This window comes from Amycolatopsis magusensis (assembly GCF_017875555.1).
Taxonomy (GTDB): Bacteria; Actinomycetota; Actinomycetes; order Mycobacteriales; family Pseudonocardiaceae; genus Amycolatopsis; species Amycolatopsis magusensis.
In genome coordinates, this window is record NZ_JAGGMS010000001.1 from 1,422,980 (window position 1) to 1,447,499 (window position 24,520).

At 70.4% G+C, this 24,520-nt stretch carries 23 protein-coding genes; 11 read left to right on the forward strand and 12 right to left on the reverse strand.

Annotated elements, in window-relative coordinates; genetic code table 11:
* Nucleotides 1–67 precede the first annotated feature (67 nt).
* Entirely contained in the window at nt 68–472 is a 405-nt protein-coding gene (locus JOM49_RS06725) for a DUF5318 domain-containing protein (RefSeq protein WP_209663486.1), read from the reverse strand.
* Nucleotides 473–737: 265 nt separating this feature from the next.
* Here JOM49_RS06725 and JOM49_RS06730 point away from each other — a divergent pair, with 265 nt between their 5' ends.
* The gene (locus JOM49_RS06730) at nt 738–1,313 is read left to right on the forward strand and encodes a PadR family transcriptional regulator (protein WP_209663487.1); all 576 of its coding nucleotides are present in this window, start codon (nt 738–740) and stop codon (nt 1,311–1,313) included.
* Nucleotides 1,314–1,365: 52 nt separating this feature from the next.
* Nucleotides 1,366–2,451: an inositol-3-phosphate synthase gene (locus JOM49_RS06735; protein ID WP_209663488.1), complete on the forward strand. Its 1,086-nt coding sequence runs from the start codon at nt 1,366–1,368 to the stop codon at nt 2,449–2,451.
* A gap of 51 nt (nt 2,452–2,502) precedes the next feature.
* Here the strand turns inward: JOM49_RS06735 and JOM49_RS06740 are convergent, their stop codons facing one another.
* Nucleotides 2,503–3,150, reverse strand: a complete 648-nt coding sequence (locus JOM49_RS06740) for an HAD family hydrolase (protein WP_209663489.1) — start codon at nt 3,148–3,150, stop codon at nt 2,503–2,505.
* A gap of 101 nt (nt 3,151–3,251) precedes the next feature.
* Here JOM49_RS06740 and JOM49_RS06745 point away from each other — a divergent pair, with 101 nt between their 5' ends.
* The 3 genes from JOM49_RS06745 (at nt 3,252) to JOM49_RS06755 (ending at nt 8,855) form a co-directional block, all read left to right on the forward strand.
* On the forward strand, nt 3,252–4,469 hold the full coding sequence (locus JOM49_RS06745) for an MFS transporter (protein WP_209663490.1): 1,218 nt from the start codon (nt 3,252–3,254) through the stop codon (nt 4,467–4,469).
* Between the two features lie 89 nt (nt 4,470–4,558).
* Nucleotides 4,559–6,601, forward strand: coding sequence for a PhoX family protein (locus JOM49_RS06750; RefSeq protein ID WP_209663491.1), 2,043 nt, complete (start codon nt 4,559–4,561; stop codon nt 6,599–6,601).
* Nucleotides 6,602–6,764: 163 nt separating this feature from the next.
* Entirely contained in the window at nt 6,765–8,855 is a 2,091-nt protein-coding gene (locus JOM49_RS06755; RefSeq protein ID WP_209663492.1) for a PhoX family protein, read from the forward strand.
* 70 nt (nt 8,856–8,925) lie between these two features.
* Here JOM49_RS06755 and JOM49_RS06760 read toward each other — a convergent pair whose 3' ends face one another.
* Complete coding sequence (locus JOM49_RS06760) at nt 8,926–9,666, reverse strand: ABC transporter permease (protein WP_209663493.1); 741 nt, start codon at nt 9,664–9,666, stop codon at nt 8,926–8,928.
* Between the two features lie 11 nt (nt 9,667–9,677).
* Nucleotides 9,678–10,616, reverse strand: a complete 939-nt coding sequence (locus JOM49_RS06765; RefSeq protein WP_209663494.1) for an ATP-binding cassette domain-containing protein — start codon at nt 10,614–10,616, stop codon at nt 9,678–9,680.
* Between the two features lie 156 nt (nt 10,617–10,772).
* Here JOM49_RS06765 and JOM49_RS06770 point away from each other — a divergent pair, with 156 nt between their 5' ends.
* Complete coding sequence (locus JOM49_RS06770; protein ID WP_209663495.1) at nt 10,773–11,207, forward strand: MarR family winged helix-turn-helix transcriptional regulator; 435 nt, start codon at nt 10,773–10,775, stop codon at nt 11,205–11,207.
* Here JOM49_RS06770 and JOM49_RS06775 read toward each other — a convergent pair.
* Nucleotides 11,201–12,511, reverse strand: a complete 1,311-nt coding sequence (locus JOM49_RS06775; RefSeq protein WP_209663496.1) for an MFS transporter — start codon at nt 12,509–12,511, stop codon at nt 11,201–11,203. The genes JOM49_RS06770 and JOM49_RS06775 overlap by 7 nt on opposite strands.
* 57 nt (nt 12,512–12,568) lie before the next feature.
* Here JOM49_RS06775 and JOM49_RS06780 point away from each other — a divergent pair, with 57 nt between their 5' ends.
* Nucleotides 12,569–13,252 (forward strand): SDR family oxidoreductase, encoded by a 684-nt coding sequence (locus tag JOM49_RS06780; protein WP_209663497.1) that lies wholly within the window; start codon nt 12,569–12,571, stop codon nt 13,250–13,252.
* On the opposite strand, the gene JOM49_RS06785 is transcribed toward JOM49_RS06780, so the two are convergent.
* Complete coding sequence (locus JOM49_RS06785) at nt 13,224–13,448, reverse strand: hypothetical protein (RefSeq protein WP_209663498.1); 225 nt, start codon at nt 13,446–13,448, stop codon at nt 13,224–13,226. The genes JOM49_RS06780 and JOM49_RS06785 overlap by 29 nt on opposite strands.
* Before the next feature lie 114 nt (nt 13,449–13,562).
* Here JOM49_RS06785 and JOM49_RS44025 point away from each other — a divergent pair, with 114 nt between their 5' ends.
* Nucleotides 13,563–14,642, forward strand: coding sequence for a sensor histidine kinase (locus JOM49_RS44025; protein WP_308158671.1), 1,080 nt, complete (start codon nt 13,563–13,565; stop codon nt 14,640–14,642).
* On the forward strand, nt 14,630–15,289 hold the full coding sequence (locus tag JOM49_RS06795) for a response regulator (protein WP_209663499.1): 660 nt from the start codon (nt 14,630–14,632) through the stop codon (nt 15,287–15,289). Before JOM49_RS44025 ends, JOM49_RS06795 begins: the two co-directional genes overlap by 13 nt.
* Here the strand turns inward: JOM49_RS06795 and JOM49_RS06800 are convergent.
* The 4 genes from JOM49_RS06800 to JOM49_RS06815 are packed head-to-tail and all read right to left on the reverse strand — an operon-like array spanning nt 15,286 to nt 19,492.
* Nucleotides 15,286–15,705, reverse strand: coding sequence for an SRPBCC family protein (locus JOM49_RS06800; RefSeq protein WP_209663500.1), 420 nt, complete (start codon nt 15,703–15,705; stop codon nt 15,286–15,288). The two genes, JOM49_RS06795 and JOM49_RS06800, sit on opposite strands and share 4 nt — an antisense overlap.
* Before the next feature lie 54 nt (nt 15,706–15,759).
* The gene (locus JOM49_RS06805; protein ID WP_209663501.1) at nt 15,760–17,067 is read right to left on the reverse strand and encodes an amidohydrolase family protein; all 1,308 of its coding nucleotides are present in this window, start codon (nt 17,065–17,067) and stop codon (nt 15,760–15,762) included.
* A 23-nt stretch (nt 17,068–17,090) separates the two neighbouring features.
* Nucleotides 17,091–17,744 carry a response regulator gene (locus tag JOM49_RS06810; RefSeq protein WP_209663502.1) on the reverse strand — a complete coding sequence of 218 codons (654 nt, stop codon included), beginning with the start codon at nt 17,742–17,744 and terminating at the stop codon, nt 17,091–17,093.
* Complete coding sequence (locus tag JOM49_RS06815) at nt 17,741–19,492, reverse strand: sensor histidine kinase (RefSeq protein ID WP_308158672.1); 1,752 nt, start codon at nt 19,490–19,492, stop codon at nt 17,741–17,743. The genes JOM49_RS06810 and JOM49_RS06815 overlap by 4 nt, the downstream gene beginning before the upstream one ends.
* A gap of 175 nt (nt 19,493–19,667) precedes the next feature.
* Between JOM49_RS06815 and JOM49_RS06820 the strand changes: the two genes are divergently transcribed.
* Complete coding sequence (locus JOM49_RS06820; protein ID WP_209663503.1) at nt 19,668–20,369, forward strand: ABC transporter ATP-binding protein; 702 nt, start codon at nt 19,668–19,670, stop codon at nt 20,367–20,369.
* A complete protein-coding gene (locus JOM49_RS06825) occupies nt 20,366–22,606 on the forward strand; it encodes an FtsX-like permease family protein (RefSeq protein WP_209663504.1) in 2,241 nt (746 codons plus the stop codon). Before JOM49_RS06820 ends, JOM49_RS06825 begins: the two co-directional genes overlap by 4 nt.
* A 61-nt stretch (nt 22,607–22,667) precedes the next feature.
* Here JOM49_RS06825 and trmB read toward each other — a convergent pair whose 3' ends face one another.
* Nucleotides 22,668–23,363: a tRNA (guanosine(46)-N7)-methyltransferase TrmB gene (trmB, locus tag JOM49_RS06830; RefSeq protein WP_209663505.1), complete on the reverse strand. Its 696-nt coding sequence runs from the start codon at nt 23,361–23,363 to the stop codon at nt 22,668–22,670.
* Nucleotides 23,364–23,383: 20 nt separating this feature from the next.
* On the reverse strand, nt 23,384–23,878 hold the full coding sequence (locus JOM49_RS06835) for a hypothetical protein (protein ID WP_209670901.1): 495 nt from the start codon (nt 23,876–23,878) through the stop codon (nt 23,384–23,386).
* Between the last annotated feature and the right edge of the window lie 642 nt (nt 23,879–24,520).

Consider the following 24,520-nt stretch of genomic DNA (forward strand, 5'->3'; position numbering starts at 1 on the left):
CAGATCGGCGGTTCGGGGGACGCCGTTCTGTGGTCATCGGTTCTCGCTTGCCCCTGTGACGCTGGGATCACTGCCCCGCCGACCTCCGCGGACGGGTACGAGGGTGTGGTTGTCCGGTCCCAAGGACGTATGACTGCACCAGGTGGTTCCACCCACACGTCCGGCAGACCTCAACCACGTACACGGTGAACTCGCCGAAATGGTTGGCCATTTTCGCGAGTTCCTCCGGAGCCCGCGCGGAACCCGCGGCGTGCTTGAGCTCGTCGCCGTACACCCAGGAGACCTCGGTGAGCGCTTCGCGGCGGCACACGGGGCAGTCGGCCTGGCCGGGCGTGCCGTGGAACTTGGCCGCCCTGAGCAGGTACGGAGTCGCGTCGCACACCTCGGCGGTGCCGACGCGCCCCGAGTAGACCTCGGCGAGCAGCGCGCGGCGCTGCAACGCGTAGTCCACGATCTGCCGGTGGGTTCGCACGCTGACAGAGTACGTGGCTCCGCGCCCGCGCCGATGAGCCGTTCTGCCTAGTGATCCCCCGCCTGGGTGCGACACGCCGACGGACTGATAACGCTCTGGTGAATTCCCTGGGTGCCATTCGGTGGCCGGCAGTGATCCACCGGGTTAGGTACGCCACTTCGATGTATCGGCGCGATATAGTGGCCCGGTAGGTTGCGACGCGCGGATGGAGTAATACGGAGCAACGCCGAGGCGCGTCGTTTGTTCCCGGAAGGGGGTGACCGGCGTGCTGGAGTTCGCGGTGCTGGGACTGCTGCACGAGGCACCCATGCACGGTTACGTGCTGCGCAAGCGGCTGCACGAAACACTCGGCATGTTCCGCACCTTCTCCTACGGCTCGCTGTACCCGACCCTGCGCCGGTTGCAGCGGGCGGGCTTCATCGTCGAGGAGGACGGCGAAGCCCCGGCGCCGGAGCCCGCCGCTCGAGCACAGAGCCGTGCGTGGGCGGCCCGTCGCGGGAAACGCGTGTACAAGCTGACCGCGGAGGGTAAGGAACGGTTCGCCGAGTTGCTCGGTGACGCCGGTCCGCAGACCTGGGACGACGAGGGTTTCGGTGTCCACCTCGCGTTCTTCTCCAGGACACCGGCCGACGTCAGGATGCGGATCCTGGAAGGCCGCCGTCGCCGGGTCGAGGAGCGCCGCGAGGGATTGCGGGCGGCGATGGCCAGGGCCGAGGAGAGGATCGACCGCTACACCCGCGAGCTGCACCGGCTTGGCCTGGAAAGCAGCGAACGAGAAGTGCGCTGGCTCAACGAGCTGATCGCGCACGAGCAGGCCGAGCAGCGGGCAGAGGAGCCCTGAGCTCCGCTCGGCCACTACCTACGTGAAGAACGAAACCAAAGGAGATTCCGGCATGGGCGAGAACCGCCGCAGCGTTCGGGTGGCCATCGTTGGCGTCGGCAACTGTGCCGCATCGCTGGTGCAGGGTGTGCAGTACTACCGCGACGCCGATCCCGCCTCGCGTGTGCCCGGGCTGATGCACGTCCAGTTCGGCGAGTACCACGTGCGGGACATCGAGTTCGCCGCGGCGTTCGACGTGGACGCCAAGAAGGTCGGCCGTGACCTCAGCGAAGCGATCGTGGCCAGCGAGAACAACACCATCAAGATCGCCGACGTGCCCCCGCTGGGCGTCACCGTGCAGCGCGGGCACACGCTCGACGGGCTGGGCCGGTTCTACCGGGAGACGATCGAGGAGTCCGACGAGCAGCCGGTCGACGTGGTCGCCGCCCTGCGCGAGGCCGAGGTCGACGTGCTGGTCTCCTACCTGCCGGTGGGCTCGGAAACCGCGGACAAGTACTACGCGCAGGCCGCCATCGACGCCGGGGTCGCCTTCGTCAACGCGCTGCCGGTGTTCATCGCTTCCGACCCCGTCTGGGCGAAGAAGTTCACCGATGCGGGTGTGCCCATCGTCGGTGACGACATCAAGTCCCAGGTCGGCGCCACCATCACGCACCGCGTGCTGGCGAAGCTGTTCGAGGACCGCGGGGTGCAGCTCGACCGCACTATGCAGCTCAACGTGGGCGGGAACATGGACTTCCTGAACATGAAGGAGCTGGAGCGGCTCGAGTCGAAGAAGATCTCCAAGACCCAGGCGGTGACCTCGCAGGTCGACCGCGACCTCGGCAAGGGCAACGTGCACATCGGCCCGTCGGACTACGTGCAGTGGCTCGACGACCGCAAGTGGGCCTACGTCCGGCTCGAGGGCCGCGCCTTCGGTGACGTGCCGCTGAACATGGAGTACAAGCTCGAGGTCTGGGACTCGCCGAACTCGGCGGGCATCATCATCGACGCGGTGCGGGCCGCGAAGATCGCCAAGGACCGCGGCATCGGCGGGCCGATCCTGTCGGCTTCCTCGTACTTCATGAAGTCGCCGCCGGAGCAGTACGACGACGCCACCGCGCGCGACTCCGTCGAAAAGTTCATCGCCGGCGAAGCCTGAGTGCTGCTAGGAGTGGGGCATTACTAGCGTTGATTGCCAGTAATGCCCCATTCATAGCGTTATCCCGAGCGCCCGGGGCAGGTCGCTGATCTCGCGGAGGACGGCGGAGGCCTGCTCCAGCACCGCCGGGTCCGGCGGGAAGTGCGGGTTCGGCACCGCGATCACCCGCATGCCCGCCGCCATCGCCGACTTCAGGCCGTTCGTGGTGTCTTCGACCGCGGCGCAGTCCGCCGCGTCGACGCCCAGCTGCCGCGCCGCTTCGAGGTAGACGTCCGGGGCGGGTTTGCCCGCGTCCACCTGCTCGCTCGACAGCGCCACCCGCACCAGGTCGCGGAGACCCGTGGCCTCCAGGAACGCCTGGATTAGCACCGGCGGCGACGAACTCGCGATGGCCACCGGGTACCGCTCCCCGACCACGCGCACCGCTTCCGGCCCGCCGTCGATCACCGGCGGCCCGTCGGCGTACCGCTGCCGCATGCCGTCGACCACCACCTTCGCCACCTCGTCCGCGCCGAGCAGGACGCCGAGGTCCTCCACCAGGTAGCGCGCCCATTCCGGGGTGCTCATCCCCTGCATCGCGCGGGTCGACTCGTCGCGCCAGGTGCCGCCGTGCTCGGCGACCACCGCGCGCCGCACCTCGTCCCAGGTCTGCTCGGAGTCGACCAGTACACCGTCGAGATCGAAAACCACCGCGTCCATGCGCGTGACGGTACCTGTGCGCCGGATTACTTCGACATGCTAAGTAAATTTAGTTAGCATGGCTAAGTTAAGACTCGCGTGAAGAGGAGGCAGCGCCGCTGATGAGCGCCGGAAACCACGGAAGCCTGCTGGCCGCGATCAAGGGTCAGCCGAAGCAGGTCTGGATCACCGCCTTCGCCGCGGTCATCGCCTTCATGGGCATCGGCCTGGTGGACCCGATCCTGCTGTCCATCGCCGAGGGGCTGCAGGCCACGCCGTCCGAGGTGACCCTGCTGTTCTCGTCCTACCTGGGCGTGCAGGTGGTGGCGATGCTGTTCACCGGCGCGATGAGCGCCCGCTTCGGGGCCAAGCGCACCGTGCTCACCGGGCTCACGCTGATCGTCGTGGCCACCGCGTTGTGCGCGGCGGCCGGGTCGATCGAGCAACTGGTCGGCCTGCGCGCGGTCTGGGGGCTGGGCAACGCCTTCTTCATCGCCACCGCGCTGTCGGTGATCGTCGGCGCGGCCACCGGCGGGCAGGCCGGCGCGATCCTGCTGTACGAAGCCGCGCTCGGCGTCGGCCTGTCGGTCGGGCCGCTGCTGGGTGCGCTGCTCGGCAACATCTCCTGGCGCGGCCCGTTCCTCGGGACCGCGGTGCTGATGGCGGGCGCGCTGGTGCTGTGCTCGATCTTCCTGCAGAACGACAAGGACGAGCAGCGCCCGCGCGTGCGCCTGCTCGACCCGATCCGCGCGCTGCGCCACGGCGGTCTCCTGCGGACCTCGATCGGCTCGGCGCTCTACACCGCCGCGTTCTTCGCGGTGCTCGCGTGGTCGCCGTTCGTGCTGGAGTGGAGCGCCATCGCGGTCGGGCTGGTGTTCTGCGGCTGGGGCCTCTGCGTCGCGGTCGCCGGGGTGGTCTTCGCCCCGAAACTGGCGGCCAAGCTGGGTGAACGGCACGCGACCGTGGTCGCCGTGCTGGCCTACGCGGTGCTGCTGGCGGTGATGCTGGTGCCGAGCAAGCCGGTGCTGGTGGCCGCGATCATCGTCTCCGGGCTGGTCTCCGGCCTGCTGAACACGCTGTTCACCGGCACCGCGATGTCGGTCAGCGACGCGCCGCGCCCGGTGGCCAGCGCGGGCTACAACTTCCTCCGCTGGATGGGCGGCGCGGTCGCGGCCACCGTGGTGGGGCACGTGGCCGAGTGGTTCGGCTCGCCGCAGGCGCCGTTCCTGGTCGCCGCCGTGCTCTGCGTGCTGGCCGGCGGGCTGCTCTCGATCCGGCAGCGCACCCCGGACTCGCACCGGGTGCCCGCCACGGCGGCGCTGGTGGGCGAGGAATTCTAATGAACAAGAGGTGAACAACCGACCAACGGAGGTATTCCCTCCCCTGGTCGGTTGGCCTAGCGTCGGTCTCCCGAACCTGGAGGTCCGCGTTGAAGTTCCTGCCGTTGCTTTCCGGCCATTCACCCAGCCGCGCGGCCGTCACCTGCACCTACCGCTGCGGGGACGCCTGCTTCCACGAAGTGCCCAACACCTCGGACAACGCCACCTTCGCCGACGTGCTGACCGAGGTCAGCCGCCGCGGGGCGCTGAAGGCGGGCGCGGTGGTCGCGCTCGCCACGGGCGGCCTCGCCGCGACGGCCGCACCCGCTCTCGCCGCTCCCGCCCCTGACCACGGTCGCCCCAAGCCGCCACCGGGGCTGGACTTCCGGCGGGTCGAGCCGAACACGCTGGACGCGGTCGTCGTGCCGGAGGGCTACGAGCAGGGGATCATCATCCGCTGGGGCGACCCGGTGCTGCCCGGCGCGCCGAAGTGGGACATCACGAAGCAGACCGGGGACGCGCAGGCCAAGCAGTTCGGCTACAACTGCGACTTCGCCGCGCTCCTGCCGCTCGACCACGCCGGGCACGCGTCGCTGCTGGTGACCAACCACGAGTACACCACCGAGACGCACATGTTCCCCGGCTACGACGTGGACAACCCGACCGAAGAGCAGGTCAAGGTCGCATGGGCGGCGCACGGGCTGACCGTGGTGCTGGTGACGCGGTCGCCGTGGAGCGGGCACTTCCAGCCGAAGATGTCGAAGTTCAACCGGCGCATCACGATGCACACGCCGTTCAAGGTGACCGGCCCGGCCGCGGGCAGCGACCTCCTCAAGACCTCCGCCGACCCGACCGGCACCGTGGTGCTCGGCACGATGAACAACTGCGCCGGCGGCGTCACGCCGTGGGGCACCATCCTGTCCGGCGAGGAGAACGTCAACCAGTACTTCGGCAACGCCGATCTGGTGCCCGACGAGAAGACCCGCAAGCGGCTCGCGCGCTACGGCATCAAGGGCACGGAGACCGTGCGCAAGTGGGAGCGGTTCGACACCCGCTTCGACCTGACCAAGCAGGTCAACGAGGCGAACCGGTTCGGCTGGGTGATCGAGCTGGACCCGCACGACCCCGGGAGCACGCCGGTCAAGCACACGCACCTCGGCCGGTTCAAGCACGAGTGCGCGAACATCCGCATCGCCGACGACGGCCGCGTGGTCGCGTACTCCGGTGACGACGAGCGCTTCGAGTACATCTACAAGTACGTCTCGAACGGCAAGGTCAAGAAGGGCGACAGCGCGCACGCCCGCCGCCACAACATGACTCTGCTCGACGACGGCACCCTCTACGTCGCCCGGTTCACCGGTGACTCGCCGGTGTCCGAGATCGACGGCAGCGGGAAACTGCCCAGCGACGGCGAGTTCGACGGCAGCGGCGAGTGGATCCCGCTGGCCGCGGGCAATAAGTCCTTTGTGGACGGAATGACCGCCGAAGAGGTGTACGTGTTCACCCGCGAGGCGGCCGACCAGGTCGGCGCGACCAAGATGGACCGGCCGGAGGACATCCAGGCGCACCCGAAGACCGGCCGGATCTACTGCGCGCTGAGCAACAACGTCGAGCGCGGCAACCCCGGCAAGGAGGGCGCGACCGAGCCCAACCCGCGGCTGAACAACAAGCACGGCCAGGTGCTCGAACTCGAGGAGGACGCGCTCGCGCTGAAGTTCAGCTGGCGGTTGTTCCTGGTCTGCGGCGACCCGGCCGCGCCGGACACCTACTTCGCCGGTTTCCCGAAGGACCAGGTCTCGCCGATCTCCAGCCCGGACAACGTGGCCTTCGACCGCCACGGCAACCTGTGGATCTCCACCGACTCCGCCGGGGCGCTCGGCATCAACGACGGGCTCTACGGCGTGCCGCTGGACGGCAAGCAGCGCGGCAACCTGAAGCTGTTCCTGACCGTGCCGAAGGGCGCGGAGACCTGCGGTCCGATCATCGGCGACAAAGTGGTCACTGTCTGTGTCCAGCACCCCGGGGAAGTGGACGGTGCGAGTGCCGACAACCCCGTTTCGCACTGGCCCGACGGGGGTGCCAGCGTGCCGCGGCCCTCGGTGGTGGCCGTCTGGAAGCCTGGCAGGCACGGGTTGTCCGATATCGGTGGTTGACCTCGGTTCAAGCTGAATGACCTGGTCATCGCGATGTGGCGCACACACCCGCGGGCAGTGCGCCACACCGCGTTCTCCGGCTGTTCACGTGCAAGTCGGAACGGGCTCTCTTTGGTCGCTTAACGTCACGGCGTTCCCCTGACTGGACCACCATGGAGGCACCGTGCCCGTCGAGCCTCAGCGGCTGCTGCCGTTGCTCACCTCTCACCCCGGCGGCCGATCGGCGGTCACCTGTGAGTACCGCTGCGGCAACGCCTGCGCGCACCCCGAGCCGAACACCTCGGACAACGAGTACTTCGGCGACGTGGCGAAGAACGTGCTTTCGCGCCGCGGCGCGCTGAAGGCCAGCGCGGTGATGGCCGCCGCCGCGGGCGGGTTCGCCGCCCTCTCCGGGACCGCCGCGGCCGCGCCCGTGCAGGCCGAAGGGCACGGCAAGCCCGGCAAGCCGGCGAAGAAGGTGCCCGGCACCGACTTCGACCCGGTGCCGCCGAACACCAACGACGCGGTCACCATCCCGCCCGGCTACGACCAGCGCGTGGTCATCCGCTGGGGCGACGCGGTGGTGCCCGGCGCGCCGAAGTTCGACTTCGCCAAGCAGACCGCGGCCGCGCAGGAGAAGCAGTTCGGCTACAACAACGACTTCGTCGGGCTCATCCCGCAGGACCCGCTGGGCATCGCGAACCTGCTCGTGGCCAACCACGAGTACACCACCGAGGTGCACATGTTCCCGGTGGACCAGTACGACCCGGCCAACCCGACCGAGGAGCAGGTCAAGATCGCCTGGGCCGCGCACGGGCTGTCCGTGGTGCAGGCCCTGCGCGACCCCGTGCACGGCGGCCTGCGCGTGGTGCCGAGCCCGTTCAACCGCCGCATCACGCTGAACACCGAGTTCGAGGTGCGTGGGCCCGCCGCCGGTTCGCAGTTCCTGAAGACCTCCGCCGACCCGGCCGGCCGGACCGTCCGCGGCACGCAGAACAACTGCGCGGGCAGCGTGACCCCTTGGGGCACCGTGCTTTCCGGTGAGGAGAACATCAACCAGTACTTCGCCAACGCCGGTGCGGTGACCGACCCGGTGCAGGCCGCGCGGCTCAAGCGCTACGGCTTCTCCGGTGGTGCGAGCACCCGCAAGTGGGAGCGGTTCGACAAGCGCTGGGACGTCACCCAGGAGCCGAACGAGCCGAACCGCTTCGGCTGGGTGGTGGAGATCGACCCGCACGACCCGAACTCGAAGCCGGTCAAGCACACGCACCTCGGGCGGTTCAAGCACGAGGGCGCCGCGATCAAGATCGCCGAGGACGGCCGCGTGGTCGCCTACTCCGGTGACGACGAGCGCTTCGAATACATCTACAAGTACGTGTCGAACGGCAAGTACAAGAAGGGCAACAGCGCGCACGCCCGCCGCCACAACTCGAGCCTGCTCGACGACGGCACGCTCTACGTCGGCCGGTTCACCGGTGACAGCCCGGCGGCCGAGATCGACGGCACCGGCAAGGTGCCCGCCGACGGCGAGTTCGACGGCAGCGGCGAGTGGCTTCCGCTGGCGGCGGGCAACAAGTCCTTTGTGGAGGGTTTCACCGCCGAGGAGGTGTACGTCTTCACCCGGCAGGCCGCGGACAAGGTGCTGCCGACGAAGATGGACCGCCCGGAGGACATCGAGCCGAACCCGGTCAACGGCCGGGTGTACGTGGCGCTGACCAACAACTCCGACCGCGGCGCGGCGGGCAAGGCCGGGGTCGACGAGGCCAACCCGCGCAACGGCAACCGCAACGGGCACGTGCTGGAGTTCGAGGAGATCGGCGGTGCGGCGTCGACGAAGTTCGCCTGGCGCCTGCTGCTGGTCTGCGGTGACCCGAAGGCCGCCGACACCTACTTCGGCGGGTTCGACAAGTCGCAGGTCTCGCCGATCTCGTGCCCGGACAACGTGGCCTTCGACCCGCACGGCAACCTGTGGATCTCCACCGACGGCAACGCGCTCGGTTCGCACGACGGGTTGTTCTCGGTGCCGGTGAGCGGTCCGGAACGCGGCAAGGTGCAGCAGTTCCTCTCGGTGCCGACCGGCGCGGAAACCTGTGGCCCGGTGGTCACCTCGGACCTGGTGCTGGTCGCCGTGCAGCACCCCGGGGAGAACGCGCCGAACTCGGGCAGCCCGACCTCGCACTGGCCCGACGGCGGCACCACCCAGCCGCGCCCGGCCATCGTCTCGGTGTGGCGGCAGCGAGGCAGGCACCTGCCCGGCAAGATCGGCATCCGCTGACCCCCACCCCAATGCTATGAGTGGGGCATTACTTGCAATGGATGGTAGTAATGCCCCACTCCTAGCGTTCTTACTCGGTGGCCCGGCGCATGGCGGAGGTGCCCAGGTAGAGGCCGAGTGCGGCGATGCCCGCCACCGCCAGTCCGCCGTGCAGGACCGGGGCGGTGGCCAGGTCACCGCGGAACAGCGCCCGTTGCGCATCGACCACATAGGACAGTGGGTTCAGCCGGGCGACGGTGTGCAGCCAGGCCGGGGCGCCGTCGAGGGGCAACAGCACGCCGGAGAGCAGCAGCAGCGGGAACAGCACCGTCTGGTGCACCGCCCAGAACAGCGAGTCCTGCTTGCGCACCGCGATCGCCAGCGCGAACGACAGCGCGCCCATGCCGAACCCGAGCACCGCCAGGAACACCAGGCCCGCGAGCACGCCGGCCGGGTACAGGGTGAAGCCCAGCGGCAGCACCACCAGCGTGATCAGCACCGCCTGCGCCAGCAGCACCACCACTTCTTTGAGCACCCGGCCCAGCAGCATCGCGGTCCGGCTGAGCGGGGTGACCAGCAGCCGTTCCAGCGAACCGGTGCCGCGTTCCATCAGCAGCCCGTAGCCCGAGGCCATGGTGCCGAACAACGAAAGCATCACCAGGATGCCCGGGACGAACCACTGCCACGGCGAGCCGTCGCCGGGCAGCAGCGGGCCGAACAACAGCAGGAACACCAGCGGCTGGGCCATGGTGATCAGCAGCCCCGCCGGGCTGAGCAGGTGCGGTTTGATCTCCCGGCCGAAGACCACCCCGGTGTGGGTGAGCAGGTTCATGCGTCTTCTCCTCAGGCTGATTCGCGCAGGCTGCGGCCGGTGAGGCCGAGGAACACGTCGTCCAGGGTCGGGCGGCGGAGGTCGGCCGAGCGCACGGTGATCCCCTCCCGGTACAACTCCCGCAGGTAGCGCGGCAACGCGGCGGTGGCCTGCCCGGACAGCCGGACGGTCACCAGGTCCCCGTCGACGAGCACCTCCTTGGCCGGTGGTGCCAGTTCCGCCGCGCGGCGCGGTTCGTCGACGAGCACTTCGATCAGGTCACCGGCCAGGTTCGCCTTCAGGTTCGCGGCGGTGTCGTCGGCGATGACGCTGCCGTGGTCGATCACCAGCACCCGCTCGGCCATCGCGTCGGCTTCGTCCAGGTAGTGCGTGGTGAGGAAGATCGTGGTGCCGAACTCCCGCCGCAGGCGCAGGATGTGCTCCCAGAGGTTCGCCCGGTTCTGCGGGTCGAGGCCGGACGACGGTTCGTCCATGAACAGCAGCTTCGGCCGGTGGATCAGCCCGAGCGCGATGTCGAGCCGCCGTCGCTGGCCACCGGAAAGCGTGTTGGCGTAACGCTTCCCGAGCGCTTCCAGGTCCAGCATGGCGAGCAGATCACCGGCTCGCTTCCGGGCTTCCGACCGGCTGAGGCCGTAGCACCGGCCCTGGCTGAACAGCTCGTCGGCCACCCGGAAGTAGTCGCCGGAGCTCTTGCCCTGGCCGATGTAGCCGATCCGTTCGCGTGCGGCGGCCGGTTCGGTGCGGATGTCGTGCCCCGCCACCACCGCCGTGCCCGCCGTCGGCGGCAGCACGGTGGTCAGCATGCGCAGGCTGGTGGATTTCCCGGCGCCGTTCGGGCCGAGGAAGGCGACCAGTTCGCCTTCCTCGACGTCCAGATCGAGGCCCCGGACGGCTGCCACGGTCTCCTTCTTGACCTTGAAATGCCTGGTCAGACCGCGGGCATGGATCATCTGCAGCTCCCATACTCAAATTTGAGCCACCCCGTTCACGGGCAGCGCGAGATCGATCTCAGTAGGTGATTTGCCGGATTTGAGGCTTGGAAAGCTTACTGCGAATACGTCGCGAAACGTCAGGAACCTTGACAGTCAGCGTTTATTCTGTGCACTGTGAAGCCGCCCATTCCGTACCTGCTCGCCTACGCGCACACGCTCGCGTCGCGGCAGGCGGCCGAGCGACTGCGCCGGTTCGGGCTCACCGCCCGTCAGTTCGGCGTGCTGGTGCAACTCCAGCTCGAACCGGAGCTGACCATGTCGGAACTCGCGCGCCAGTTCGGCGTCAGCAGGCAGTCACTGCACGAGATGGTCGGCGAACTGGAGGACGCCGGGCACCTGTACCGGGTGCCCGGCGCCACCGGGCGGACCGTGCGGCTGGTGCTCACCGAGGGCACCGAACGGCTGCTCGCCGCCGCCGAAGGCCCGATGATGCGGGCCGAACACGACCTCGTCGCCGGGTTGACCGCACGGGAGACGGAAGCACTGCGTGGCCTGCTGCAGAAACTGCTCGCGCAGGCCACCGACGACGAAAGCTGGCTGAGTTACTGAAGCGCGTCCTGCTTGATGCGCTTGCCCAGCACGATGGCGACCCCGGCGGCGGCGATCATGCACAGGCCGACCGCCCACAGCCCGGTCCGCTGGCTGCCGGTGGCGTCCTTCAGCCAGCCGGTGATGTAGGGCGCGGCGAACCCGCTGATGTTGCCCAGCGAGTTGATCATCGCGATCCCGCCGGCCGCCGCGGCCCCGGAGAGGAAGCTCGACGGCAGCGCCCAGAAGGTCGGCAGCGCCGAGCAGACCCCGGTGGCGCAGATGGTCACCGCGACCATCGCCAGCACCGGGTTGCCCAGGTACAACGCCACCGGGATGGCCGCGCCGCCGACCAGCATCGGCAGCGCCACGTGCCAGGTGCGCTCGCCGGTCCGGTCGCCGTGGCGCGCCCACAGCACCATCACCACCGCGCCGACCACGTACGGGATCGCGGTGATCAGCCCGGTCTCGGTGATGGAGAACTGCACGCCGAACTGCTGCTTGAACCCGGCGATGATGGTCGGCAGGAAGAACCCGAGCGCGTAGAGGCCGTAGGCGATGCCGAAGTAGACGAACGCCAGCGCCAGGATGCGCGGGTGGGTCAGCGCCTTGCGCAACGGCCAGTGGTGCTTCTGCTCGGTGTTCGCCTTCTCCGCGTCCAAGGTGGACGCAAGCCAGGTGCGCTCGCTCTCGGTCAGCCACTTGGCCTTCTCCGGGCGGTCGGTCAGGTAGAACCAGGTGACGAAGGCCAGCAGGATCGCCGGTACGCCCTCGACCAGGAACATGAACCGCCAGCCGGACAGGCCGAACACCCCGTCGCCGCCGGAGATCAGCAGGCCGGAGACGGTCGAGCCGACCGCCGAGGAGATCGGCACCGCGGCCATGAACATCGCCACGGCCTTCGCGCGCTGCGCGGCCGGGAACCAGAAGGTCAGGTACAGGATGATCCCGGGGAAGAAGCCCGCCTCGGCGACCCCGAGCAGGAACCGCAGGACGACCAGCGTGGTCGCGTTCGGCACGAAGGCCATCACGGTGGCCACCACGCCCCAGGTGATCATGATCCGGGCCATCCACCGCCGCGCGCCGAACCGGTGCAGCGCCAGGTTGCTCGGCACCTCGAGCAGCAGGTAGCCGAGGAAGAAGATGCCGGACGCGAACCCGAAGACGGTCGCGGTCAGCCCGAGTTCCTCGTTCATCCCCGCCGGAGCGGCGAAGGCAAGATTGACCCGGTCCAGGTAGTTCACGAAGTACAGCAGGCAGAGGAACGGCATCAGCCGCAGCGCCACCTTGCGGAGCACGCGGTCACCGGGATCAGTCGCCTTCATGATCGCCCATCACAGGCCCGTCGCGCCGCCGAGTCAAGTGGCTCCTACCGTGTCGGCATGACTGAACAGCCGCTCGCACTGGTCACCGGAGCTTCGCGGGGCATCGGCGCCGCCGTCGCGCAGGCGCTCGAACCCACCCACCAGGTGCTGCTCGGCGGCCGGGACGCCGCCGCGCTGGCCGAGCGCGCGGCCGGGTCACCCGGTACGCGGCCGTGGGCGGTCGACCTGGGCGACTTCGACGCCGTGCGCGCGGCCGTCGCCGGGATCGACCGGCTCGACGTGCTGGTCCACTCGGCCGGGGTGGCCGAACTGGGGACCGTGGAGCAGGCCACCGCCGAGGACTGGCGGCGCAACTTCGAGGTGAACGTGGTGGTGGTCGCCGAGCTGACCCGGTTGCTGCTGCCCGCGTTGCGAGCCGCCAAGGGGCACGTCGTGGTGATCAACTCCGGTGCCGGGCTCAACGCACGGCCGGGCTGGGGTCCCTACGCGGCGAGCAAGTTCGCCGTGCGTGCCTTCGCCGACGTCCTGCGCGCCGAGGAGGAGCCGAACGGCATCCGCGTCACGTCCGTCCATCCCGGACGGACCGACACCGACATGCAGCGGACGATCGTCGCCGGGGAGGGCAACGAGTACGACCCCGACCGGTACCTGCGGCCGGACTCGGTGGCGAAGGCGGTGCTGGCCGCGGTGTCCGCGAGCCCGGACGCGCACCTCACCGAACTCGTCGTGCGGCCGCGATGACCACCACGCCGGCCACGGCCACCAGCAGGTTCGCGTAGAGCTCGTACCCGTGCAGCACCTCGAAGCGCGGGAAGACGTACCGGTTGAACGCGTTCAGGAACGGCCCGAGGATCGGCTGGTGGGCGAGGTGGTCGATGGTGCCGCTGAGGCCCATCAGCACCAGGAGCCCGCCCAGGGTCTCCCACGACTTCCGCATGGTGAACGACGCTAGGGAGCCCGGCCCGCGCGGTGATCGGCCGAAGGTATCGGCCGCGGCGACTTCGGTATCGGATCCGCCCGCGACGAGCCGATCGCTGGGTAGGTTCGCTGCGTGAGCACCCGCACCCGCCGTCAGTGGATCGTGGACAGCGTGGTGTTCGGGCTCGCCGTGGTGTTCGGGCTCTGGCTGGCGGTGGGCCGGATGCGGTGGTGGCCCTCGCCCGAACCGGCCTGGCTGCTCGATCTGGACCAGGTCGCCGGTGCGCTCGGCTGCGCCGCGCTGTGGTTCCGCCGCCGGTGGCCGGTGCCGCTGGCGGCTGCGCTGATCGCGCTGTCCTCGTTCTCCGAGCTGGTCGGCGGGGCGGCGATGGTGGCCCTGTTCACCGTCGCCGTGCTGCGGCCGCCGCGGGTCACCGCGCTGCTGTTCGCCGGTGGTCTGGTCGCCGCCTTCACCTACCAGGAACTGCGGCCGGAGCCCGACGCGCCCGCGTCGCTGATGCTGTTGTTCGGGCTGGTGGTGCAGGGCGCGGTGGTCGGCTGGGGGCTGGCGATCCACCACCGGCGCAAGCTGGTGGTGTCCCTGCGGGAACGCGCGGTCCGGGCCACGCGCGAGGAGATCGCCCGCGAGATGCACGACGTGCTCGGGCACCGGCTTTCCCTGCTCAGCGTGCACGCGGGCGCGCTGGAGTTCCGGCCGGACGCGCCCGCCGACGAGATCGCGCGGGCCGCGAAGGTGATCCGGGAAAGCTCGCACCAGGCGTTGCAGGACCTGCGCGAGGTGCTCGGGGTGCTGCGCGCGCCGGTCGGTGACCGGCCCCAGCCGGGCATCGGTGACCTGGACGCGTTGCTGGAGGAGTCCCGTCAGGCGGGCATGCGCGTCGAACTCCGGCGGCACCTCCGGGGCGAGCCGCCGGACACGCTCGGCCGGACCGCGTACCGGATCGTCCAGGAAAGCCTGACCAACGCCCGCAAGCACGCACCCGGCGCGGCCGTCGAGGTCACTGTGGACGGTGGGCCCGAGAACGGCCTGACCGTCGAGGTGACCAACTCGGCGGCAGGCCGGTCGAGCGGTTCGGGCCAGGGGCTCGCCGGGCTGACCGAGCGCGCGGCCATCGTGGGCGGGCGGCTGACCTACGGCCCGGAAGCCGCCGGTGAGTGGCGGGTGTCGGCCTGGCTACCGTGGCCGCCGTGATCCGGGTGCTGCTCGTCGACGACGATCCGCTGGTGCGTGCCGGGCTGCGCATGATGCTCGGCGGCGCCGAAGACCTGCGGGTGGTCGCCGAAGCCGGGGACGGCACCGAGGTGCCGGCGCTGGTCGAAGCGCACGAACCGGACGTGGTCCTGATGGACATCCGGATGCCCGCGATGGACGGGCTCACCGCCACCGAAGCCCTGCGTGCCCGGCCGTCGGCGCCCGAGGTCATCGTGCTGACCACCTTCGACGCCGATCGCCACGTGCTGCGCGCACTGCGGGCCGGAGCCGCCGGGTTCCTGCTCAAGGACACCCCGCCCGGCGAGATCGTGGCCGCGGTCCGGCAGGTGGCGCAGGGCAACCCGGTGCTGTCCCCCGCGGTGACCCGGCGGCTGATGGACCGGGTCGCCGAGTCCGATCAGGACCGCCGCCGCACCCGCGCGGCGTCGCGGCTGGCCCGGTTGAACGAACGGGAGCGCGAGGTCGCCGTCGAGGTCGGCCGCGGCCGGTCGAACGCGGAGATCGCCCGGACGCTGCACCTCGGCGTCCCGACGGTGAAAACGCACGTCTCGTCGATCCTGACCAAGCTCGACCTGAACAACCGGGTGCAGATCGCGCTCCTCGTCCACGACGCCGACCTGGTCTAACGCTCCAGCGCGGCGACGATCCCGGCGACCACGTCCTGCCAGTGCGCCCGCTGCCGCTCGCGCTCGCCGGCGTCCGCCAGCCGCTCCTGGTGCACGCCGAGCCGCGCCCGGCCCTCGCCCGCGGAGGTCACCGTCAACTGCAGCGTGGTGTCGTGGCTCCAGCCGGACGGCTGCCAGGTGAGCCGGAGGCGGTCGAGTTCGCGGAAGCTGCGCGTCTCGCCCCGCACCCCGGCCGCCGTCTCGTACCCGGTGCCCGGCTCGCGCGGGAGCGTGACGCCCTCGCCCAGCCAGATCGCGACACCCTCCGGCGAGGTGAGGAAGTCCCACACCTCGGCCACCGGGTGGTCCAGCGTCTTCGACACCCCGATCTGCCACCCGGCGTCGCGGGTGCGCCCGACCTCGTTCGACTGAGTCATGAACCCAGCATGACGGCTATAGCGGACAGCTCTGGTCCGCCTTCCACGGCGAATTCAGGCGCGCAGGCGAGCCGACGTCTCCGCGACGGCCGTCTGCGCGGCACGGCGGTCCACCTTGGTCGACTCCCCGTCCGCGACGACCTGCTCGCCCGCCACCCAGACGTCGCGCACCCGCCGCGAACCCACGCCCCACACCAGGTTCGCCAGCAGTTGCGCGTCCGGCACGTCGAGGCCCGTGGCGAACGCCGGGTCGTCCAGGTCGAGGTGCACCAGATCCGCCCAGCGACCGGCTTCCAGCGCGCCGATGTCCGACCGGCCGAGTGCGTCGGCACCGCCGCGCGTGGCCAGCAGCAGCGCGTCCGCCGCGCTCAACGCGGTCGAATCCCCGGTCGCCAGCCGCGAGAACATCGCCGAGAGCTGCACCTCTTCCCACAGGTCCAGGTCGTCGTTGCTGGCCGGGCCGTCGGTGCCCAGGCCGACCGGCACCTTCGCCGCACGCAGTTCCGCCAGCCGCGCGATGCCGGAGGCGAGCTTCGCGTTCGACCCGGGGCAGTGCGCGACGCCGACCCCGTGCCCGGCGAACAACGCGATGTCCTCGTCGGACAGGTGGATCGCGTGGGCGGCGATCATCCTGGTGTCCAGCAGGCCGACCTTGGCCAGCAGCTTCGGCACCGAACCGTGCTCGGCGCGCTGCTTCTCGTCCTCCGCGCGGGCCTCGGCCACGTGGATCTGCACCAGCGCGTCCCGGTGCACGGCGGATTCCGCGGTCAGCCGCAGCGCCTCCTCCGGCAGCGTGTACGCCGAATGCGGGCCGTAGCTGAGTTCGATGCGCTCACCCGGGCCGAAGCGCAGGCCGTCGGCGTCGATCCAGTTGTCGATCGCGGTCAGCTGCGCCCGCCAGTCCATGCCGGGCAGATCCATGATCGGCGCGCCGATCGACACGCGGGCGCCGGTGGCCAGCACCGCGTCGGCGAGCTGCTCGCCGTGGAAGTACATCTCCGCGCTGGTGGTGACGCCGTGGCGGAGCATTTCGACCGAGCCCAGCAGCATGCCGGTGCGGATGTCCTCCGGGCGCAACCGCGCCTCGGCCGGCCAGATGACCTCGCTGAGCCACCGCAGCAGCGGCAGGTCCGAGCCCATGCCGCGCAGCAGCACCATCGGGCTGTGCGCGTGCGTGTTGACCAGGCCGGGCAGCAGGACGCCGGTCAGCTCGGTGCGCGGGGCGTCGCTCTCGGGGGCGGTCGAGGCCGGACCGCAGTGGGCGATCCGCCCGTCCGCGTCGACATCGACCACCGCGTCGCGGAGCACGGCACAGGAAGGATCGGCGGGGAGGACGACAGGAGCGTGGAAACGACGGCGCATCACGGGATTCTACGGGGTGCGGTTCACTCGTCCATCAGCCCGGAACGCCAGGCCCACGCGGCGGTCTCCACCCGGTTGCGCGCGCCGATCTTGCCCTGCACCGACGCCAGGTGCGTTTTCACCGTGGACAGCGACAGGAACAGTTCGCTGCCGATCTCGGTGTTGGTCAGCCCGCGCGCGGTCGCCTTCACCACGTCGATTTCGCGCGCGGTCAGCGACTCCGACGGCGGATCGACCGCCTGCCGGGCCGGTTTGCTGTCGAAGTGCTTCAGCAGGCGCACGGTGATCTGCGGTGACACCAGCGCGTCCCCGCGGGCGGCCGCGCGCACCGCCTCGATCAGCAGCGCGGGCCCGGCGTCCTTGAGCAGGAAGCCGCTGGCGCCGTTGCGCAACGCGGTGTGCACGTATTCGTCGAGGTCGAAGGTGGTGACCACGACGACCTTCAGCGGGTCGGTGACCTCCGGCCCGGCCAGCTGCCTGGTCACCGCCAGCCCGTCCAGTTCGGGCATGCGGATGTCCAGCAGGCAGACGTCCGGGCGCAGCTCGCGCGCCTGGCGCACGGCGTCCACGCCGTTCGCCACGTCGGCCACCACCTCGATGTCGTCCTGCGCGTCGAGGATCATGCGGAAACCCATCCGCACCATTTCCTGATCGTCCGCGATCAGCACCCGGATCATTCCGCTCCCGCCAGTGGCAACCACGCTTCGACCAGCCAGCCACCCTCCGGCGACGGCCCGGCCGAAAGCCGTCCGTGCAGCAGCGCGACCCGTTCGCGCATGCCGACCAGACCGTATCCGCTGGAGACCGGCGCGGTCCGCTGGCTCTGCCCGCGTCCGTTGTCGCTCACCCTGATGTGCAGTTCGCCCTGCTCTTCCCGCACCGACACCCAGGCGACGCTGGCGCCGGCGGCGTGCTTGCCGATGTTCGTCAGCGACTCCTGGACCAGGCGCAACGCCGAGCGGGCCACCTCCTGCGGCAGGTCTTCCGGCAGGTTCAGCTGGATCTTGGTGTACACCCCGTGGTTCGCCGCGTCGACCATCTTGTGCAGGTCGGCGGCCAGGTCCATGGTGGCCTGCTCGCTGAACTCGGTGGTGCCAGCCGGGTGGTCGCCGCGCATGCTGCGCACCAGCCGCCGCATCGCGGTCAGCGCTTCGGTGCCCGCGGTCTCGATCCGGTCCAGCGCGTCCAGCGCCACCTGCGGGTTCTTCCCGGCGACCATCTTCGCTGCCTGCGCCTGCACCACGATCCCGGTCACGTGGTGGGCCACCACGTCGTGCAGTTCCCTGGCCAGCGCCATGCGCTCGGAGGTCTGCGCGTCGGTGACCGCGGACTGCACCACCTGCTTGCGCTCGGAGTCGCGTGAGCGCAGGAACAACCCGGTGGCCACCGAGATGCCGAGCAGGAGGACCGCGGAGAGCACGTGCGGCTGCAGGTCGTCGAGGTCGAACGTGGGCCCGGAGGGCAGGGTGTTGACCACCGCGCCGGCCGCCACCACCGCGGAGAGGGCGGCGATGGCGGGGACGGCACGGGCGTTGCCGACGTACCGGATCAGCAACACGGTCATCGCCGCCCCGGCCCCGACCTGGGCGATGGGGGTGCCGCCCGCGAGCACGTAGCTCGCGTGGCCCCGCAGCACCAGCCGCGTGACCACCACGGACACCAGCATCACCCCGGCCAGCGCCCAGGCCGCCGGTACCGGTTTCCGGATCGCCACCACGGCGAGCACCACCGCGACGAACGAGCAGAGCAGCGTCGGCCCGACCCGCGGGCCGGACTCGAAGGCCGCGGCCAGGTCGAAGAACATCAGCAGGGACAGCCCGCCGACCAGCGGCCACTGCCCGCTGACCACTTCGGCGAACCGGGTCTTCCGCTTGCGCTGCGCCGGGCGCCGGGCGCCAAGGCCGAACAACACGGCGGCGATCAGCAACCCCAGGCCGAAGAACGGGGACCGGCCGCTCACCGTGGCGCTGACCGGGTCCATGTTCCCGCGCGTGGCGATGGACAGCACGCAGGAGACGACCAGCGAACTGGTCGCGGCGAAGGCGACCCCCGGCCGGGCCGCGCGCACCACGAAGATCACGAGTTCGACACCGGCCACCGTCTCGGCGAAGGACAGCTCGTCCAGCACCGTCGAGTAGGCCGGGACGCGGCCGAAGCGCAGCAGCGCCGAGGTGAACAGCAGCACGCCCGCACCGGCGAACGCGGCGGTGACCGGCTGTTTGCGCGCCCACACCGCGCACGCCGACATCAGCAGGATGCCGGGCACCATCCCCAGGTCACGCAGGCGCGGGCCGACGGCGTCGAACCCGGCGCCGGCGATGATCACCAGGTCGCACAGCAGTGCGGCGAGCAGCACCATGCCGGGCACGCCGAGCCACCGCAGGAAGGCGGAGACCCGGTCGGTGAGCTGGTCGGCGGTGGGCACGGAAGCGACGGTAGAGGATCGCGCGCGTCCCGCACCTTGGCCGCCTGGCCATCTCCCCCTCGGCCGATCGGCCGAGGTCGCCGCGGCCCGCGGTGGCCGTCTGCCCGAAGCCCGGCCCCCGCCCGCTGCGCGAGTCTTCTCGGCGAAACGCGGTCCGAGAACGAGGAGACTTCCGGTGCAGAATCCACAGTGGACGAACGACGGCCCGCCCGTGCTGTCCGGCAGGGGACTGGTCAAGCGCTACGGCGCCCAGTACGCGCTGGCCGGGGTCGACATCGACGTCCGCGCCGGGGAGGCGATCGCCATCGTCGGGCCGTCCGGCTCGGGCAAGACCTCGTTGCTGCACGTGCTGGCCGGCATCCTCAAGGCCGACGACGGCGCGATCCACCTCGGCGGCAAGCGGGTCGACCAGCTCAGCGAGACCAAGCGCAGCGAGCTGCGGCGCTCGGAGTTCGGCTTCGTCTTCCAGTCGGGCATGCTGGTCGCCGAGCTGACCGCCGAGGAGAACGCCGCGCTGCCGCGGCTGCTCGCCGGGACCGGCCGCAAGGAGGCGATCACCGCCGCCCGCGGCTGGCTGGCCAGGCTCGGGCTCGCGGGCAAGGAGCAGCGACGCCCGGGTGAGCTCTCCGGTGGTGAGGCGCAGCGGGTGGCGATCGCCAGGGCGCTGGCGCACCAGCCGAAGGTGATCTTCGCCGACGAGCCGACCGGGGCGCTGGACACGCGCACCGGCCGCGACACGATGAGCGCGCTGCTCGCCTCCGCCGCCGAGACCGGCGCCGCGGTGATCGTGGTGACCCACGACCGCGAGCTGGCCGAGTCCATGCCGCGCACGGTGGCCATCCGCGACGGCCGGATCGATGTGCGGGTCGCGGCATGAACCCGTTCCAGCTGGCCATGCGCGTGCTGCGGGGTGACCGCCGGACGCGGGTCTCGGCCATCCTCACCGGCGTCGGGGTCGCCGTGGCGACCGCGCTGGTCCTGCTGCTGGTCGGCCTGCCGTTCGGCACGCAGGCGCGAGCCGAACGCTCGTTGTGGCAGCAACAGATGTTCAGCTCGTCGGACGAAGGTGCGGCCACCCTGGCCAAGGTGATCTCCAACGACTACTTCGACGGCCGGGAGATCATCCGCGTCGACGTGGCGCAACTGTCGCAAGTGGACTACCTGCCACCGGGCATCGACCGGCTGCCCGGTCCCGGCGAGGCGGTCGTCTCACCGGAACTGGCGCAGCTGATGGATTCGCGGATGGCGTCGCAGCTGTCCGACCGCTTCGGCACGGGCCAGCGGTCGATCCTCGGCGAGGAGGCGCTGGCCTACCCGGAACAGCTGGTGGCGCTGGTCGGGCACGCCCCGGAGGACATGCCGGAGCGAGCCAGGCCGGTGAACGGCTTCCCGAAGACCGGCGCCCAGCCGGATCCGCTGCTGCAGTTGCTGTCCGGCGTCGGTGTGGTGGTGCTGCTGGTGCCGAGCCTGGTGCTGGTCGCCTCGTCCGCCCGCCTGACCGCCGCCCGGCGTGAGCAGCGGCTGGCCGCGCTCCGGCTCGCCGGGGCCACGCCGAAGCAGGTGATCGGCATGGTCGCCGCCGAGACCGCGCTCGCCGCGGTGGCCGGGGCGGTCCTCGGCCTGGCGGTGAGCCCGCTGGTGAACGCGCTGGCCACGGTGGTCCCGTGGGCGGGTGGCACCTGGCAGTCGGACGACTTCGCGCTGCCCCTGCCGCTCGCCATCGGCATCACCGCGGCCCTGCCCGCGCTGGTGCTGCTGGCCGCGGTCGCCGGGCTCCGGCGGGTGGTCACCACGCCGCTCGGCGCGACCGGCGGGCACACCAAGAAGCCGCTGCACTGGTGGCGCCTGCTCGCGCTCCCCGCGGCCGGGCTGTTCTTCTTCTACGCGATTTCGACGGCCAAGGACGGCGGCGGGATCCTGGTCGTGCTCGGCGGGCTGGCCGTGCTGGTCGGGTCGGCGGCGGTGATCGGGCCGTGGGTGACCTCGGCGGTCGGCGGCATCTTCGTCCGGGTGTGGCGCAAACCTGCCGGACTGCTCGCCGGTCGGCGGCTGCGTGACGACCCGAAGGGCGCCTACCGCGCGTCGGCCGGGGTGGTGCTCGCGGTGTTCGCCGGATCGATGGCGCTGACCCTGCTGCCGAGCCTCGAATCGCTCGCCGGTGGCGGCCGTTCCTTCCACGATTCGGTGCTCTACCTGGACACCGACGCGACGGCCGCGCAGCAGCTCACCGACCAGGCGAACGCCGAGCTGACCCGGTACGGCGTGCCGGAGCGGGCGGCCGCCATCCCGCAGGTCGTACTGCGGGAACCGGGTTCGGAGGGCGGCCGGTACACGCAGGTGCTCGACTGCGCGAGCGCCCGCAGCCTGCTGCGGTTCGACCCGGGGACGTGCGACGGGAAGCCCGCCGTCTACACGGGCTCCGCGCTGGACCTGACCGGCATGACGGTCTCCGGCGACGACAGCCCGGGGCAGCCGCTGGTCCCGGGGCAGCCGCTGGTCGCGGGCACGGTCGTGCGCGAGGTCGCCCCACGCGGTGAAGACCGGTTCACTTCCACGTTCGTCGACCCGTCGGCGGTGCCTGCCGGGGTGCAGCCGCAGTACTACACGATCGCCGTGCCGACCACGCCGGAGACGCGCGAGGTGGTGCGGACGGCACTGGTCGGCGCGGCCGCCGGGGAGCAGATCAACAGCCGTGAGCTGATGCTCGGCAACCAGCAGACCGAACTGGGCGACCTGCGGCGGGTGACGGTGATCGGGCTGGTCGCGGCGGGTGTGCTGGCCGGGTGCAGCGCGGCGATCGCCACCGCGGGCTCGGTGATGGACCGGCGGCGCACCTTCGGCGCGCTGATCGCCGCGGGCACCCCGGTGCGCACGCTGGCCCGAGCCCTGCGCACGGAAGCGGCGTTGCCCGCACTGGTCGCCACCATCGGCGCCGGGGTGGTCGGCGCGGTCGTCGGCCTCGGGCTGTTCAGCCTGGTCGACGACGGTCCCGTGGTGCTCAGCCCGTGGATCCTGGCGCCGGTGGTGCTGGGCGCCGGGGTCGCGGTGCTGGCAGCTTCGGTGTGCACCCCGGCCCTGAACCGGGTGCGCGCCGAACCCCTCGCCGACGAGTGAGGGATTGCTAGGAGTGGGGCATTACTTGCGTTGATTGCTAGTAATGCCCCACTCATAGCGTTCAGCGGCGTTCGAAGATCAGGTCCCGGCTGACGCGGCCCTCTTCGCGGGCGCGGTTCTCGAACTTGGTCACCGGGCGCCAGTCGGGGCGCGGTGCCCAGTCGTCGTACCGGTTGACCAGGGTCGGTTCCGCGGAGAGCACCTCGAGCATCTGCTCGGCGTAGTTCTCCCAGTCGGTCGCCAGGTGCAGCGTGCCGCCGGGCTGCAGCCGCGAGGCGACGAGCTTGACGAACTCCGGCTGGACCAGGCGCCGCTTGTGGTGACGCTTCTTCGGCCACGGGTCCGGGAAGAAGATCCGCACACCGTGCAGCGAATCCTCCGGGACGTGCCTGGTGAGCAGCACGACGGCGTCGCCGTTGATCAGGCGCAGGTTCTTCACGCCGAGCTTCTCGGCACGCAGCATCAACTGGCCGAGGCCCGCCTCGTACACCTCGACGGCGACGTAGTTCAGCTCCGGCGCGGCGGCGGCCAGCTGCGAGGTCGTCTCGCCCATGCCGGAGCCGATCTCGAGCAGCACCGGCGCTTCCCGGCCGAACCACGCGCCGAAGTCGAGCGGGCCCTCGGGCAACTCGGCCACCTTGCGGCCGAGCGACGGCCAGTGTTCTTCCCACGCACGCTGCTGCCCGACGGTCATCCGGCCACCACGCTGCACGTAGCTGACCACGCTGCGCAACCGCGGCTGGTTCTCGCTTTCCACCCGGCAAACCTAACCGCCGGTCAGCGGACCGCTTCGAACTCCCCCAGCCGCGCGCGCAGCCCGGCGAGCCCGGGCACCGCGATGGGGCTCGGCGTGGAGCCGCTGTGCGCGGGCAGCACGTCGATCCAGCCGGTGTGGCGATCGGTGTTCAGGATGGTCGTCGGGATCCGGTGCCCGGAGGGACCGCCTTCCGACGGCATGAACTCCCAATAGCCCGCTTCGCCATCCGCGCCCCACGGAACGTACTCCCAGCCGATGCGCCGGCTGAGCAACTGCGCGACCCGGTCCTCGACGCGGAAGCCGCTTTCGCGCGAGTCCAGTTCACCGGCCACCACAGCCCGCAGCCACCAGGGCGCGGGTACGCGAGCGCCACCCGCCGCTGTCGCCCGGTAGAGCGCGAGCACCTGATCCTCGGGGGCGCGATGCACCCACGCACGCCGGATGTCGGACGGTTTGACCGCCGCCGCCACGATGCGGGGCATTTCGATCGCCTGCGACCATTCGAGTCCCACCATCGGCTCGAGCCGGAGCTGGCGCGGGGCAGGTCGCTGGGCGGGGATGTTGCCTTCGACTCCTCGATCGGTTTTCACCACCGTCAAGGGTCACCTCCGTAGAGTTCCGTGACGGGTTCACTAGTCAAAATGCCTGGTCAGCGGCCTGGTGTCTGCCCTCTGTGAGCGAACCCACAGCGTATTTACATGGTCTTAACCCGGCGGCGTGCAGTAGTGCTTCCATAGTATGTCGCTTAGATCTTGTAATTCGTTACTACCTGTTCGCGGCACTTTCCCGTGATCTTTTGCCTGGGCGGCCCCGCTCGCAATGATTCCCCCATTTCCCACCTTTTTGGCCCCCAAACCACCCACCCTCCACAACATTCCACCACCCCGCCCACCCAACCCCACACCCCCAAACCCAAACCCACACCCCAATCCCCACGTTCAGACAGGCGAGTTCTGCGTTCAGGTGGCCGAATTCCACCTTCCGGGGCAGGCGAGTGCCACTTTCGGGTGGCCGAGTTCGGCTTCGCGGTAGCCGAAGTCCTCGTTCGTGGCCCCGAGTTCTACCCCCAGGCTGGCGAGTGTCACTTTTGGACAGCTGAACGTGCCCCGGCTCACATTCGCCGACGATCGGCGGGTGCCACATCCCAACAGCCGAAC